Source organism: uncultured Alsobacter sp., assembly GCF_945952055.1.
Lineage (GTDB): Bacteria > Pseudomonadota > Alphaproteobacteria > Rhizobiales > Beijerinckiaceae > Alsobacter.
This window is the reverse complement of the sequence record NZ_CAMFHB010000018.1, coordinates 1-13,207: the sequence shown is the minus strand read 5'-3', so window position 1 is coordinate 13,207 and position 13,207 is coordinate 1. Positions and strand designations below refer to the sequence as shown.

Here is a 13,207-nt window from a genome sequence, read left to right as displayed (position 1 = left end):
TCTTCCTATACGATTCCGCCTGCGAAAGCCACCCTTACGACGCCCTGTGGACGGCTTTTTTCCCTATCGAAATCAGTGAGTTAGCGCATCGTAGGGGAACGGCGCCGCCTCAGCCGAACACGACGGCGTGCATGATCCGTCCCGGCAGCAGCGTGAACAGCCCCGCCACGAGCAGCCCGAAAAGCGCCAGGCCTCTCATGGTCTTGCGGTGCCGTGTGATCTGCCCGGCCCGCGCCGCGAGGACGGCGCGGGTCAGATTGACGAGGACGAAGATCGACAGGAGGTGGATCGCGCTGAACGGACCCACCGACCGGATGCTGTGGATGAAGAACGAGCTTGCGGCGGCCGTCGCCATCGCGGCCACCCACACATAGCCGAGCGCCTTGTGCGTGAGCGTCCCCGGCCTGGCGAAGAACTGGTGCAGCGACAGGCCGGCGGCGAGCAGGGCCGCGTAGGCGTGGGCCTGGATCACCGGGGTGGCGGCGAGCAGCGGGGCGAGCGTCATGAGGGTCCGTCCGGTCCAATGTTTATTGGATTCACATTCGCGTTTTCTATAGGAGGATCCAACCGGGATCAAGGCGAGCGGCCGCCGTCCCGTCGGTCCCCCGCCCGCGCCGGCACACGATCATGCTCGACTACCTGACCTCGGCCCTGGTCACGCTGCTCGTCACGGTCGACCCGCCCGGCCTTGCGCCGATCTTTCTGGGCATCACGCCCGGCATGGACGCCGTGCACCGGCGCCAGGTGGCGATCCGCGCCACGATCATCGCCGCCTGCATCATGGGCGCCTCGGGCCTGATCGGAGCCCAGCTCCTCACGGCGCTCGGGATCACCCTGCCCGCCTTCCGCATCGCCGGCGGGCTGCTGCTGTTCTGGATCGCCTTCGAGATGGTCTTCGCGCGGCGCAACGACCGCAAGACCGAGCACGCCGAGCAGGCCATCACCCTCGACCACATCCGCAACGTCGCGGCCTTCCCGCTCGCCATCCCGCTGATGGCCGGCCCGGGCGCCATCACGGCCACCATCCTGCTCGCCGGCCGTGCCCAGGGCGACGTCCTGAAGCTCGGCGTGCTGCTCGCCGTGATTGCCTTCGTGTCCCTGAGCTGCCTGTTGACCTTCCTGGCCGCCGGCCGCATCTCGAAATGGCTGGGGGTGACGGGCAATGTGGTCCTCACCCGCCTTCTCGGCGTCATCCTCGCGGCGCTGGCCGTGCAGTTCGTGGCCGACGGCGTGAAGGCCATCATCGCAGGGTGAAGCGCCCCTCTCAGCCCAGGGTCGTCAGCAGCCCTTCCATCAGCCGCGCCCGCGGCACGATGGAGGAGACGAAGCCGCATTCCTGCAGCGTGTGGGCGCCCTCCCCGTCGATGCCCAGGCCGTCGAGCGTCGGCACGCCCAGCGGCGCCGTGAAGTTGGCGTCGCTGCCGCCGCCCGTGAGCGGCACTTCGCCCAGCTCGAAGCCGATCGCGGCGGCCAGGCCCCGTGCCGTCTGGTACAGCGCCTCGCCGTCGGCCGACTTCTCGTAGGGCGGCCGGTTCATGCCGCCGGTCACCGTCACGTGCACGTCGGGATCGTGCGGCGCCAGCCCGAGGATGCGGGCGGCATACTCCTCCCCGTCGCCGGCCGTCGCCACCCGCAGGTCGACCGAAAAGCGCGCATGCTGGGGAATGACGTTGGCGGCCGTGCCGCCGCTGACGAGCCCCACGGTGGTCGTCACGCCCCGCCCGTAGTCCGTCAGGCCCTCCACCGCCAGGATCTGGCGCGCCGCCTCCTTGATGGCGCTGCGGCCGTCCTGGTGGCGGGCTCCCGAGTGGGCGGGCCGGCCCTCGACATGCACGTCGAAGCGGCCGACGCCCTTGCGGCCGGTGACGCACTTGTTGCCGTCGCGCCCCGGCTCCGTCACCAGCACGTGGGTCGCCTCGCGGGCGAGATCCTCGATCAGCGCCCGCGTCGTGGGAGAGCCGATCTCCTCGTCCGACGTGAAGAGGAAGGTCATCGGACCGCGCGCGGTCCCCGCCGCGGCCACCGCCCGGAAGGCCGCGAAGGCGAGGTAGGCGCCGCCCTTCATGTCGCAGACGCCCGGCCCGAAGAGCCGGTCGCCTTCGCGCCGAACCGGCAGGTGCTGCGACAGCGTCCCGACCGGATGCACCGTGTCGAGATGGGAGAGCAGCAGGATGCCCGCCCCCGTCCCGGCACGGGGTCCTTGCCCCTTCCCGGCCCGCAGCAGCACGCAATCGCCCAGCCCGTCGCGGCCCGGGATGCGCTCGACCCCGATCGAGGCCGCGGCCGCCTCGCGGGCGACGGCGTCCATCATGCGGTTCACGGCGTCTCGATCGTGCGTCGGGCTCTCGATTTCCGCCCAGCGGCCGATCGCGGCCACCATCTCGTCTTCGTCGAACAGCGCCATCGGCCCACCCTCGCGATTCCAGGCGGCAAGGGTAGGCCGGCGCGCCGGCGCGGTCACGCCTGAGGGGCGACGAGGCGGCGATAAAGATGCCAGGTGGTGTGGCCCAGCACCGGCAGCACCACGAAGAGGCCCAGGAAGGCGGGCGCGATCGCCAGGATCAGCAGGACCACCACGACGACGGCCCAGCCGATCATGGGCACGGGGTTCCTCGCCACGGAGCGGACGCTCGTGATCATGGCCGTGATGAAGTCCACGTCCCGCTCCATCAGGAGCGGGAAGGACACGACCGTCAACGAGAACAGGACCAGCGAGAGGATGGCGCCGTCGGCATGGCCGATGGCCAGGAACAGCCAGCCCTCGGGCGTGCCGAAGAGCTGATCGAGGAAGCTCGCCGAGGTGATCGGCTGGAAGCCGAAGAACAGGGCGAGCAGCAGGCGCACCTGGTACATCCACAGGATGAACAGGAAGACCGTGACGAAGGCCATCCAGCCGAGTTCGCGCTTGCCCTGCGCGGTGACGGCGCCGAGCACGGCGCCCCAGCTGAGCGGCTCGCCGGCCTCCCTGCGCCGCGAGACCTCGTAGAGCCCAACGGCCACGAACGGGCCGACCAGGGCGAAGCCCGCCGCCAGCGGATAGGCCAGGTAGGCCATCCCCCAGGACGCGGCCGACAGGACGACGACGATGCCGCCCAGCGCGTAGATGCCGCCGAAGAAGAGCCCGTAGAGCGGCGCGGCCTGGAAATCGCGCAGGCCGGCGGCCAGGGCCTCGACCACGTCGTGACGGGAGATGGTGCGGATGACGGGCTCGGGACGCCGAACGGCATCCTCTCCCGCAGGCACGGCGCCGCTGCTGTCGCTCATCGGGATCCCCTGGCGTTTCCAAGTCGAGGCTCTGGCTGGCCTCGGGGGAAGGCCGGCGCGCCATGTTGCGCGCCCGAAAAGGATGCCATAGGTGCCGCCCGAAGCAAGGGCGGCGCGAACGACGGAACGGTTCGGCGTCCCAACGCTGTCGGGGGGATCCACCCGTCAGCATGTCGCGACGGTCCTGCGGGCCATCAGGCCGTCGGCTTGCCACCCTCTCTCCGCGTCTTGGCCGGGCTTGGCCCGGCCATCCACGACTTCAGGACGGCCCCGGCAAGCCGTGGATGCCCGGGCCAAGCCCTTCGGGATTCACACATCTCACTCGAACCCGAAGGAAGGGCGCTCTCCCTCCCCTGCAGGGGAGGGTGGCAGCCGCAAAGCGGCTGACGGGTGGGGACAGCTGCAAAGAATGAGGCGGATATGCCGGGGCCGGCCCTGTCGCCGCGCCAGGTCCTGCCGCACCGCCCCCGCCCGTCTCGCGCTTCGCGCGATCCACCCTCCCCTACAGGGGAGGGAAAGAGCGCTCAGCCGTCCACAATCACTTGTGTGCATCCCCAAGGGCCAAGCCCGGGCAGGACGGCTGGAAGGTGGGCGCGCGGTCGAAAACGAGCTGAGGCCCATCTTCGAGGAGTCGTCAAAACCTCTCGGTCCGTCGCTCAGAACGGGATGTCGTCGTCGAGGTCCGGCGCAGGGCGTCCGCCGCCACCACCGGCGGGAGCGGGACGGCGCTCCATGGGCGAGGAGCGTCCGAAGTCGCCTCCGCGGCCACCGCCGCCGCCGCCGCCGAAGGACTGCCCGCCGCCGTAGCCGCCGTCGTCACCCATGTCGCCGCCCTGGCCGCGACCGTCGAGCAGCGTGAGCTCGCCGCGGAAGCGCTGCAGCACCACTTCCGTGGCGGTGCGCTCGGCGCCTGTCTTGTCGGTGTACTTGCGCGACTGGAGCTGGCCCTCCAGATACACCTTGGAGCCCTTCTTCAGGTACTGCTCGGCGATCCGGGCGAGATTCTCGTTGAAGATCACGACGTTGTGCCACTCGGTGCGCTCCTTGCGCTCGCCGCTGGCCTTGTCGCGCCACGTCTCGGAGGTCGCGACGCTGAAGTTCACGACCGGCTCGCCGTTGTTGAGGCGGCGCACCTCGGGGTCACGCCCCAGATTGCCCACCAGAATGACCTTGTTGACGCTGCCCGCCATGGCACTCTCCTCGCTCAGATGTGGCGGCGACCTTACCCCATCGACGTCCTGTCAGGGGCGCGAAGGGCCGGTTATCCACACGGCCCGCACTGAATGTTCCTGTTGTGTTCTTATCAGGCGCACGATACACCGGCAAGTGACGCTTTGCCCTGTTGCACCGTTCCCTGGTGCACTAGGTAATGGCGGGAGATCGGGACAACACGCCATCCGCCACTCCCGCCGGTCCTCCGGCGGCAGCGGCGCCAGCTACGCCGGGGGCCGCCAATGGCAGGCATCGACGACATTTTCGACCGCGCCCGCGGGGCCGGTCCGCGCGACACGCGAGTCATCGCCATTCGTGGCGCGCGCGAGCACAACCTGAAGAACGTCGACCTGACGATCCCGCGCGACCAGCTCGTCGTGTTCACGGGGCTCTCGGGCTCGGGCAAGTCGTCGCTCGCCTTCGACACCATCTACGCCGAGGGCCAGCGCCGCTACGTCGAGAGCCTCTCGGCCTACGCCCGCCAGTTCCTCGAGATGATGCAGAAGCCGGACGTCGACCAGATCGACGGCCTGTCGCCGGCCATCTCCATCGAGCAGAAGACCACGTCGAAGAACCCGCGCTCCACCGTGGGCACGGTGACCGAGATCTACGACTACATGCGCCTGCTCTGGGCGCGTGTCGGCATTCCCTATTCCCCCGCCACGGGCCTGCCCATCGAGAGCCAGACCGTGTCGCAGATGGTGGACCGCGTCCTGGCCCTGCCGGAGAAGACGCGGCTCTATTTGCTGGCCCCGGTCGTGCGCGGGCGCAAGGGCGAGTACCGCAAGGAGCTCGCCGACTACCAGAAGCGCGGCTTCCAGCGCGTCAAGATCGACGGCGCCTTCCACGACATCGCCGAGGCCCCTACCCTCGACAAGAAGCTCAAGCACGACATCGACGTCGTGGTCGACCGCATCGTGGTCAAGGCCGACCTCGCCTCCCGCCTGGCGGAGAGCTTCGAGACGGCGCTGGAACTGGCCGACGGCATCGCCGTGGTCGAGTTCGCCGACGAGAAGGCCGAGAAGGGCGAGCCGCGCCGCATCATCTTCTCGCAGAAGTTCGCCTGCCCGGTTTCCGGCTTCACGATCCCGGAGGTCGAGCCCCGGCTCTTCTCGTTCAACAACCCTTTCGGAGCCTGTCCCACCTGCGACGGCCTGGGCCACGAGATGGCCATCGACCCGATGCTGGTGGTGCCGGACGAGACCGTCACGCTGCGCGGCGGCGCCGTGGCGCCGTGGGCCCGCTCCACCTCGCCCTACTACGGCCAGACGCTGGCGGCGCTCGGCCAGCACTTCGGCTTCAAGCTCACGGTGAAGTGGGCAGATCTGCCGCAGAAGGCCAAGGACGTCATCCTCTACGGCACCGGGGAGGAGAAGGTCCGCTTCGCCTATGATGACGGGCTGCGCGCCTACGAGGTCAACAAGCCGTTCGAGGGCGTGGTCCGCAACCTCGAGCGCCGCTGGAAGGAGACGGACAGCGACTGGGCCCGCGAGGAAATCGGCCGCTTCATGTCCGAGACGCCCTGCGCCGCCTGCCAGGGCTTCCGCCTGAAGCCCGAGGCGCTCGCCGTGAAGATCGGCAGCGAGCACGTCGGCACGGTCTCCCGCCTCTCCGTCCGCGATGCGCATCGCTGGTTCGGCGAACTGCCCGAGCGGCTCGACTCCAAGCAGAACGAGATCGCCGGCCGCATCCTGAAGGAGATCCGCGAGCGGCTGTCCTTCCTGCTCGACGTGGGCCTCGACTACCTGACCCTGTCGCGCTCGTCCGGCACCCTGTCGGGCGGCGAGAGCCAGCGCATACGTCTCGCCTCGCAGATCGGCTCGGGCCTCACGGGCGTGCTCTACGTGCTGGACGAGCCCTCCATCGGCCTCCACCAGCGCGACAACGAGCGCCTGCTGCAGACGCTGAAGCGCCTGCGCGACCTGGGCAACAGCGTCATCGTCGTCGAGCACGACGAGGACGCGATCCTGCAGGCCGACTACGTCGTCGACGTGGGCCCCGGCGCGGGCATCCACGGCGGCAAGATCGTGTCGCACGGAACGCCGCAGCAGGTCATCGCCGACAAGAAGTCGCTGACCGGCCGCTATCTCAAGGGCGAGCTCGCGGTGCCCGTGCCGGCCAAGCGCCGCAAGGCGCAGAAGGGGCGGATGCTGCGCATCAAGGGAGCGCGCGGCAACAACCTGAAGAACGTCACGGCGGAGATCCCGCTCGGAACCTTCACCTGCGTCACCGGCGTCTCGGGCGGCGGCAAGTCCACGCTCGTCATCGACACGCTGTACAAGGCGGTCGCCCGCCGGCTGAACGGCGCCCTCGAGCATCCGGCGCCCTTCGACTCGATCGAGGGCCTCGAGCACCTCGACAAGGTGATCGACATCGACCAGTCGCCGATCGGGCGCACGCCGCGCTCGAACCCGGCGACCTATACCGGCGCCTTCACGCCGATCCGCGAATGGTTCGCCGGCCTGCCCGAGGCGAAGGCGCGCGGCTACCAGCCCGGTCGCTTCTCGTTCAACGTCAAGGGCGGCCGCTGCGAGGCCTGCCAGGGCGACGGCGTCATCAAGATCGAGATGCACTTCCTGCCGGACGTCTACGTCACCTGCGACGTGTGCAAGGGCAAGCGCTACGACCGCGAGACGCTTGAGGTGAAGTACCGCGAGCGCTCCATCGCCGACGTCCTCGACATGACCGTCGAGGAGGCCGGCGAGCTGTTCAAGGCGGTGCCGGCCATCCGCGAGAAGATGGAGACCCTGGCCCGCGTCGGCCTCGACTACGTCAAGGTGGGCCAGCAGGCGACCACGCTGTCGGGCGGCGAGGCCCAGCGCGTGAAGCTCTCGAAGGAGCTGTCGCGCCGCTCGACCGGCCGCACCCTCTACATCCTCGACGAGCCCACCACCGGCCTGCACTTCCACGACGTCGCCAAGCTGCTCGAGGTGCTGCACGAGCTCGTCGAGCAGGGCAACACGGTCGTCGTCATCGAGCACAACCTGGAGGTCGTGAAGACGGCCGATTGGGTGCTGGACCTCGGTCCCGAGGGCGGCGACGGGGGAGGTACGATCGTGGCGCAGGGCAGGCCGGAGGACATCGTCAAGGTGGACGCCAGCCACACGGGCCGCTTCCTCAAGGAGGTTTTAGCCCGCAGACCCCTTAAACCGCGCTCCCAGGCGGCGGAGTGAGCATCCGCACAAGTGCGGATTTGCCAATGGTTTCAAGTGCAACGACCGCTTCGAGGGGCCCGCGAGGGCCCCTTTTTCGTGGCTCGCTAGCCGGTTCATGACGGGCATTTGTCACGAAAATCGCTGCAAATTCAGAGCTTAAAGCCACACGAGCGCCATGCGGGCCATGCAAGGCGATTAACGTTTTGGCAATCAGCCATGCAAAATCAAAAGGACAGAGCTGTTGTCCCGCTTCTGGCAGCCCCCGGACCCGGGGCGTATATGCAGTGCAACAAATCACTGAGGCCGGCGTTCTTCCGAACCGGAAAATCACTGACCTCCCTGACCCTTACCGCACTGCACACAAAGTTGGAGCACCACCATGCTGACCGTCGACAAGCTCGCCAAGCGCCTGCGCACCTGGAACCGTTACCGCACCACCGTCCGTGAGCTCTCCCAGCTCTCCGACCGTGACCTCAGCGATCTCGGCATCGCCCGCGGCGACATTCGCTTCATCGCGAAGAAGCACGCCCGCGGCTGATTGCCCCGTTTCGTCTGAAGGCCGTATCCCCTCCCTCGGCCTGACGACGCCTGCGCCCGCCGCACCCCTCGCGGCGGGCGTTTTTTTTGCTCTGCGAGCAGCGCATGGCGAATGGCGAGTAGGGCGATCCCGCGAGCCCCTGTTCGCCATTCGCTATTCGCCACCCGCTACTGACCCTTCGCCCCACTCGTGCCTCCCGGCCGAAAATGAATTAGGGTCCGCGCCATGACGCAGAACCCCATTCATATCGTCGGCGGTGGTCTCGCCGGTTCGGAGGCCGCCTGGCAGGTCGCCAAGGCCGGCGTGCCCGTGGTCCTCCACGAGATGCGGCCGGTGCGTGGCACCGACGCCCACAAGACGACCCTCCTCGCCGAGCTCGTCTGCTCCAACTCGTTCCGCTCCGACGACTCGGACACGAATGCCGTCGGGCTGCTCCACCACGAGCTCCGGCGCCTCGATTCGCTGATCATGTCGTGCGGCGACCGGCACCAGGTGCCGGCCGGTGGAGCGCTGGCCGTGGACCGTGACGGGTTCGCCGCCGCCGTGTCGGCCGCCCTCGAGGCCCATCCGCTCGTCACCATTCGTCGCGAGGAGGTCGCCGGCCTGCCGCCGCCCGAGTGGGACTGCGTGATCGTGGCCACCGGCCCCCTCACCTCTCCCGCCCTCGCCGACGCCATCCGCGAGCGCAGCGGCGAGACGTCGCTGGCCTTCTTCGACGCCATCGCCCCCATCGTCCATCGCGACTCGATCGACATGGGCGTGGCCTGGTTCCAGTCCCGGTACGACAAGACCGGCCCGGGCGGCACCGGCGCCGACTACATCAACTGCCCTCTCGACCGCGAGCAGTACGAGGCCTTCGTCGCGGGGCTGGTGGCCGGCGAGAAGACCTCGTTCAAGGAATGGGAAGCCAATACGCCCTACTTCAACGGCTGCCTGCCGATCGAGATCATGGCCGAGCGCGGACCCGAGACGCTGCGCCACGGCCCGATGAAGCCCGTGGGCCTCACCAATCCGCACAACCCGACCGTGAAGCCCTACGGCATCGTCCAGCTGCGCCAAGACAATGCGTTGGGCACGCTCTACAACATGGTGGGCTTCCAGACGAAGCTGAAGCACGGCGAGCAGGTGCGCCTGTTCCGCACCATACCCGGCCTGGAAAACGCCGAGTTCGCGCGCCTGGGCGGCCTGCACCGCAACACCTACCTCGACTCGCCGCGGGTCCTCGATCCGATGCTTCGGCTGAAGGCCGAGCCGCGGCTGCGGTTCGCTGGCCAGATCACCGGCTGCGAAGGCTATGTGGAGAGCGCCGCGATGGGGCTGCTCGCCGGCCTCTTCGCCGCGGCGGAGCGCACCGGGCGCGCCCTGCAGGCGCCGCCGGCGACCACGGCCATGGGCGCCCTGCTCAACCACATCACCGGCGGCCACATCCCGACCATCGACGAGGGGCCGCCGTCCTTCCAGCCGATGAACGTGAATTTCGGCCTGTTCCCGCCGCTCGACCACGCCCCGAAGTCTCCGGACGGCAAGCGCCTGCGCGGAACCGAGAAGGCGATCGCGCGCAAGAGGGCGCTCACCGCCCGCGCCAAGGTGGACATGGAGACCTGGATCTCCGGCGCGGCGCGCATCGCCGCCGAGTGATCCCGGCGGGCGCGGCGCGCGCCGGGATCACGGGATCCGCGCGCGCCAGCCGGCGAGCCACAGGCGCCCGACCTTGCGCCACCCGGGCAGGTCGACCGCCGTCTGGAACGGCGCGTAGTCGGGCCGCTCCATCCGGGCGAGATAGGGCTCGACCAGGGCGACCGGCAGGAACGCCGGCGCAATGGCGGGCGACACCTCGCCGATGCGGGCGCGGGTCTGTGCCAGGTGGCGCCGCACGATGCCGCGCATCTCCGCGAGCAGATCCCGCAGCCCCTGCGAATCGCGGCCTCTCAGCACGTCGTCCCGGCTCACCCCGTGCGCCGTCATGCGGTCGGACGGCAGCATCACCAGCCCCTGCGAGGCGTGCCAGGGCAGAGCCCGCAGCAGGCCCGTCATGGCATAGGCGACGCCGGCATGCCCGGCCGAATCGGCGCCGCCCGGATCGCGGCCGTCGGCGAGCACCAGGCTCGCGAGGCGGACCAGCGCCGACGACGTCTCCCCGCAATACCCCTCCAGGTCGCCGAGCGAAGGCATCGGATCGTCATAGAGATCGAAGGTCCGGGCCTCGATGAGATGCTCGAAGGCGCTGAGCGGGAGGCGATAGCGCGCGATCGTGTCCAGCAAGGCGGCGGCGACGGGGTGGGCCGACACCTCGCCCCTGCCGTGGCCGGCCAGGACATCCCGCCACCACTGGTAGCGCATCTCACCCGGAAGCGGATCGGAGACGATCTCGCGCACCCGCGCGATCTCGGCGTTGAACGCGTACAGCGCCTGCAGCGCGGGCCGGGCGGCCGCCGGCGCGAACAGAGTGCTCAACCAGCGATCGCGGTCCTGCTCGCGGAGAAAGGCAGAGACATGGTCTTCTGTCGACGGTCCGCCGGACGTCTTGTCCGCCGTCGTCAGGACTTCCGTCATTCCGGCTCTCCCGCTCCGTCAGGCGACGGCGATGAGCGCCGCCGCAACGGGCCTGTTTTCGGCAGCCATCACGTTGTAGGTCCGCGCCGCCGCGCCGGTCTGCATCGCGTCGACGCTGATCCCGGCCTCCCGGAGAAGAGCCCTCACGCCGTCTGGAACGAACGCGAACGTCTCGCCGGTGCCGAGCAGCAGGACGGATATCGTCCCGGCCTCCGCAACAACTGGAGCGAAGGCCTCCGGGGTCAAGTCCTCGGGGCCCTGCACGGCCCAGGCATGCACGCCGGAGGGCAGCGCGAGAATGGACCCGCGATGCGACATGTCGGCGAAGCGGAAGCCGCCGTTGCCGTAGGCGTCGATCAGGTGCCGCCCCGGGACGAAGCCCTGGTAGCGGGCCCCGCCGCTCATTGCGCCGGGCTTTCCGACGCTCCGGGCCGGCGCCGCGCGGGCTTGGCGTCCGCAGCCGCCGGCTCGGCCGCCTTCTCCTCCGCGCCCACCTTGAGGCCCAGGTAGATGAGCACCGGCGCCGCGATGAAGATCGAGGAGTAGGTACCGATCACCACGCCGAACATCATGGCGTAGGAGAAGCTGGCGATCACCTGGCCGCCATAGATCACCAGCGCCAGCAGGGCGAGCATGGTGGTCACGGAGGTCATCACGGTGCGCGACAGCGTCGTGTTGATGGCGAGGTCGAGAAGCTCGTCCGTCGGCATCTTCTTGTAGCGGCGGAGCAGTTCGCGGATGCGGTCGAACACCACCACGGTGTCGTTCAGCGAATAGCCGACGATGGTGAGGATGGCCGCGATCGAGGTCATGTTGAACTCGAGCTGCGTGATCGCGAAGAAGCCGATCGTCAGCACAAGGTCGTGGAGCGTGGCGATGACCGCGCCGACGGCGAGCTGCCATTCGAAACGGAACCACAGGTAGACGAGCACGCCGAGGACGGCGAGCACGACGCCGAGCGTGCCGGACTGCACCAGCTCACCGGAGACGCGCGGTCCCACCACCTCGACGCGGCGGAACTCGTAGTCCTTCTCGAAGGTCGACTTGAACCGCTCCTGCGCCCGCTGCTGGGCGCGCTCGCGCTCCTGCTGCGAGTTGCCGGGCTGCAGGCCGAAGCGAATGGACACCTCGCCCTTCTCGCCGAATTCCTGGACCTCGACCTCGCCCACGGCGAGATCGGTGGCCGCCTCGCGCACGGCCGCGATGTCGGCCTTGCCGGTCTTCGACTGCATCTCGATGAGCGTGCCACCGGTGAAGTCGATGCCGAAGTTCATCGACACGCCGAAGAAGCACACGACCGCCAGGACGGACAGCAGCGCCGAGAAGGGGAAGCTCACGCGCCGGAAGCGCATGAAGCCGAACTTGGTGTCGTCGGGAATGATCCGCAGGAGCTTCATGGTCGATCTCCCGTCAGAACGGCAACTTCACGGGCTTCGCCCACCGATACCAGAGCGCGATCATCATGCGCGTCATGGTCACCGCGGTGACGACGGTCGTGATGATGCCGAGGATCAGCGTGACGGCGAAGCCCTTGACCGGGCCGGAGCCCAGGAAAAACAGGATGGCGGCGGCGATGAACATCGTGACGTTGGAGTCGACGATGGTCGCGAAGGCCCGTTGGAAACCCGCCTCCAGCGACGAGATCATCGATCGTCCGAGGCGCGCCTCCTCGCGGATGCGCTCGTAGATCAGCACGTTGGAGTCCACGGCCGTGCCGATCGTCAGGACGATGCCGGCGATGCCCGGAAGCGTCAGCGTGGACCCGATCAGCGACATCAGCGCAAAGATCAGGATCACGTGCACGCCCAGCGCCACGTTGGCGAAGAAGCCGAACGTGCCGTAGCTCACGAACATGAAGCCGACGACGAGAATGGTCGCCACCCAGGACGCCTTCTTGCCGGCCTCGATGGAGTCGGCGCCGAGACCCGGGCCGACCGTGCGCTCCTCGACGATTGTCAGCGGCGCGGGCAAGGCGCCGGCGCGCAGCAGGACGGCGAGGTTGTTGGCCTGCTCCACCGTGAAGCGTCCGGAGATCTGGCCCGACCCGCCGGTGATCGGCGTCTGGATGCGCGGCGCCGAGATCACCTTCTTGTCGAGAACGATCGCCAGCGGGCGGCCCACGGCCTCCGTGGTGACCTGGCCGAAGCGCTGGGCGCCGCGGATGTTGAACTTGAAGTTGACGATCGGCTCGCCGCTCCGGCTGTCGAAGGCCGGCTGCGCGTCGATCAGGTCCTCGCCCTGCACGATCACGCGCCGCTCGATCTGCATCGAGCCGCCGCCTTCCTCGGAGGACGGCAGGACCTCGACGTCGCCGGGCGCCGCGCCGGGCTCGGCAACCAGCCGGAACTCGAGCTGCGCCGTAGTGCCGAGGATCTCTTTCAGCCGGCGCGGATCCTGCAGACCCGGGACCTGCACGAGAATGCGGTCGGCGCCCTGGCGCTGGATGTTCGGCTCGGTCGTGCCCAGCGCGTCGACGCGCCGGCGC

General features: G+C 68.9%; 12 protein-coding genes. 4 read left to right on the top strand and 8 right to left on the bottom strand.

All coding sequences use genetic code 11. From position 1 onward, the window contains the following. Positions 1–109: 109 nt before the first annotated feature. Positions 110–505: a DUF2306 domain-containing protein gene (locus Q0Q47_RS14790; RefSeq protein WP_293861164.1), complete on the bottom strand. Its 396-nt coding sequence runs from the start codon at positions 503–505 to the stop codon at positions 110–112. A 122-nt stretch (positions 506–627) separates the two neighbouring features. On the opposite strand from Q0Q47_RS14790, the gene Q0Q47_RS14785 reads away from it, so the two are divergent. Next, the gene (locus tag Q0Q47_RS14785) at positions 628–1,254 is read left to right on the top strand and encodes a MarC family protein (protein ID WP_293861162.1); all 627 of its coding nucleotides are present in this window, start codon (positions 628–630) and stop codon (positions 1,252–1,254) included. 10 nt (positions 1,255–1,264) lie between these two features. Here the strand turns inward: Q0Q47_RS14785 and Q0Q47_RS14780 are convergent, their stop codons facing one another. The 3 genes from Q0Q47_RS14780 to ssb form a co-directional block, all read right to left on the bottom strand. Further along, positions 1,265–2,404 carry a M20 family metallopeptidase gene (locus Q0Q47_RS14780; RefSeq protein ID WP_293861160.1) on the bottom strand — a complete coding sequence of 380 codons (1,140 nt, stop codon included), beginning with the start codon at positions 2,402–2,404 and terminating at the stop codon, positions 1,265–1,267. Between the two features lie 53 nt (positions 2,405–2,457). Next, positions 2,458–3,264: a DUF2189 domain-containing protein gene (locus Q0Q47_RS14775; RefSeq protein ID WP_293861157.1), complete on the bottom strand. Its 807-nt coding sequence runs from the start codon at positions 3,262–3,264 to the stop codon at positions 2,458–2,460. A 656-nt stretch (positions 3,265–3,920) separates the two neighbouring features. Next, positions 3,921–4,454, bottom strand: coding sequence for a single-stranded DNA-binding protein (gene ssb / locus Q0Q47_RS14770; protein WP_293861154.1), 534 nt, complete (start codon positions 4,452–4,454; stop codon positions 3,921–3,923). Positions 4,455–4,718: 264 nt separating this feature from the next. On the opposite strand from ssb, the gene uvrA reads away from it, so the two are divergent. From uvrA to trmFO, 3 genes are all read left to right on the top strand, one after another. Next, the gene (gene uvrA, locus Q0Q47_RS14765) at positions 4,719–7,649 is read left to right on the top strand and encodes an excinuclease ABC subunit UvrA (RefSeq protein ID WP_293861152.1); all 2,931 of its coding nucleotides are present in this window, start codon (positions 4,719–4,721) and stop codon (positions 7,647–7,649) included. 361 nt (positions 7,650–8,010) lie between these two features. Then, positions 8,011–8,169 carry a DUF1127 domain-containing protein gene (locus tag Q0Q47_RS14760; RefSeq protein ID WP_293861150.1) on the top strand — a complete coding sequence of 53 codons (159 nt, stop codon included), beginning with the start codon at positions 8,011–8,013 and terminating at the stop codon, positions 8,167–8,169. Between the two features lie 225 nt (positions 8,170–8,394). Beyond that, on the top strand, positions 8,395–9,807 hold the full coding sequence (gene trmFO / locus Q0Q47_RS14755) for a methylenetetrahydrofolate--tRNA-(uracil(54)-C(5))-methyltransferase (FADH(2)-oxidizing) TrmFO (protein ID WP_293861148.1): 1,413 nt from the start codon (positions 8,395–8,397) through the stop codon (positions 9,805–9,807). Positions 9,808–9,834: 27 nt separating this feature from the next. On the opposite strand, the gene Q0Q47_RS14750 is transcribed toward trmFO, so the two are convergent. From Q0Q47_RS14750 to secD, 4 genes are all read right to left on the bottom strand, one after another. Next, positions 9,835–10,722, bottom strand: a complete 888-nt coding sequence (locus Q0Q47_RS14750) for a phytoene/squalene synthase family protein (protein WP_293861145.1) — start codon at positions 10,720–10,722, stop codon at positions 9,835–9,837. An 18-nt stretch (positions 10,723–10,740) separates the two neighbouring features. Beyond that, positions 10,741–11,127 (bottom strand): MTH938/NDUFAF3 family protein, encoded by a 387-nt coding sequence (locus Q0Q47_RS14745; protein WP_293861142.1) that lies wholly within the window; start codon positions 11,125–11,127, stop codon positions 10,741–10,743. Next, a complete protein-coding gene (gene secF / locus Q0Q47_RS14740; protein WP_293861139.1) occupies positions 11,124–12,119 on the bottom strand; it encodes a protein translocase subunit SecF in 996 nt (331 codons plus the stop codon). Before secF ends, Q0Q47_RS14745 begins: the two co-directional genes overlap by 4 nt. Positions 12,120–12,132: 13 nt before the next feature. Further along, on the bottom strand, positions 12,133–13,207 hold a 1,075-nt coding region (gene secD, locus Q0Q47_RS14735; RefSeq protein WP_293861136.1), incomplete at its 5' end, for a protein translocase subunit SecD.

Coding starts and splice junctions, on each gene's coding strand:
- Q0Q47_RS14790 (WP_293861164.1), bottom strand. CDS start 505: ATGACGCTCGCCCCGCTGCTCGCCGCCACCCCGGTGATCCAGGCCCAC.
- Q0Q47_RS14785 (WP_293861162.1), top strand. CDS start 628: ATGCTCGACTACCTGACCTCGGCCCTGGTCACGCTGCTCGTCACGGTC.
- Q0Q47_RS14780 (WP_293861160.1), bottom strand. CDS start 2,404: ATGGCGCTGTTCGACGAAGACGAGATGGTGGCCGCGATCGGCCGCTGG.
- Q0Q47_RS14775 (WP_293861157.1), bottom strand. CDS start 3,264: ATGAGCGACAGCAGCGGCGCCGTGCCTGCGGGAGAGGATGCCGTTCGG.
- ssb (WP_293861154.1), bottom strand. CDS start 4,454: ATGGCGGGCAGCGTCAACAAGGTCATTCTGGTGGGCAATCTGGGGCGT.
- uvrA (WP_293861152.1), top strand. CDS start 4,719: ATGGCAGGCATCGACGACATTTTCGACCGCGCCCGCGGGGCCGGTCCG.
- Q0Q47_RS14760 (WP_293861150.1), top strand. CDS start 8,011: ATGCTGACCGTCGACAAGCTCGCCAAGCGCCTGCGCACCTGGAACCGT.
- trmFO (WP_293861148.1), top strand. CDS start 8,395: ATGACGCAGAACCCCATTCATATCGTCGGCGGTGGTCTCGCCGGTTCG.
- Q0Q47_RS14750 (WP_293861145.1), bottom strand. CDS start 10,722: ATGACGGAAGTCCTGACGACGGCGGACAAGACGTCCGGCGGACCGTCG.
- Q0Q47_RS14745 (WP_293861142.1), bottom strand. CDS start 11,127: ATGAGCGGCGGGGCCCGCTACCAGGGCTTCGTCCCGGGGCGGCACCTG.
- secF (WP_293861139.1), bottom strand. CDS start 12,119: ATGAAGCTCCTGCGGATCATTCCCGACGACACCAAGTTCGGCTTCATG.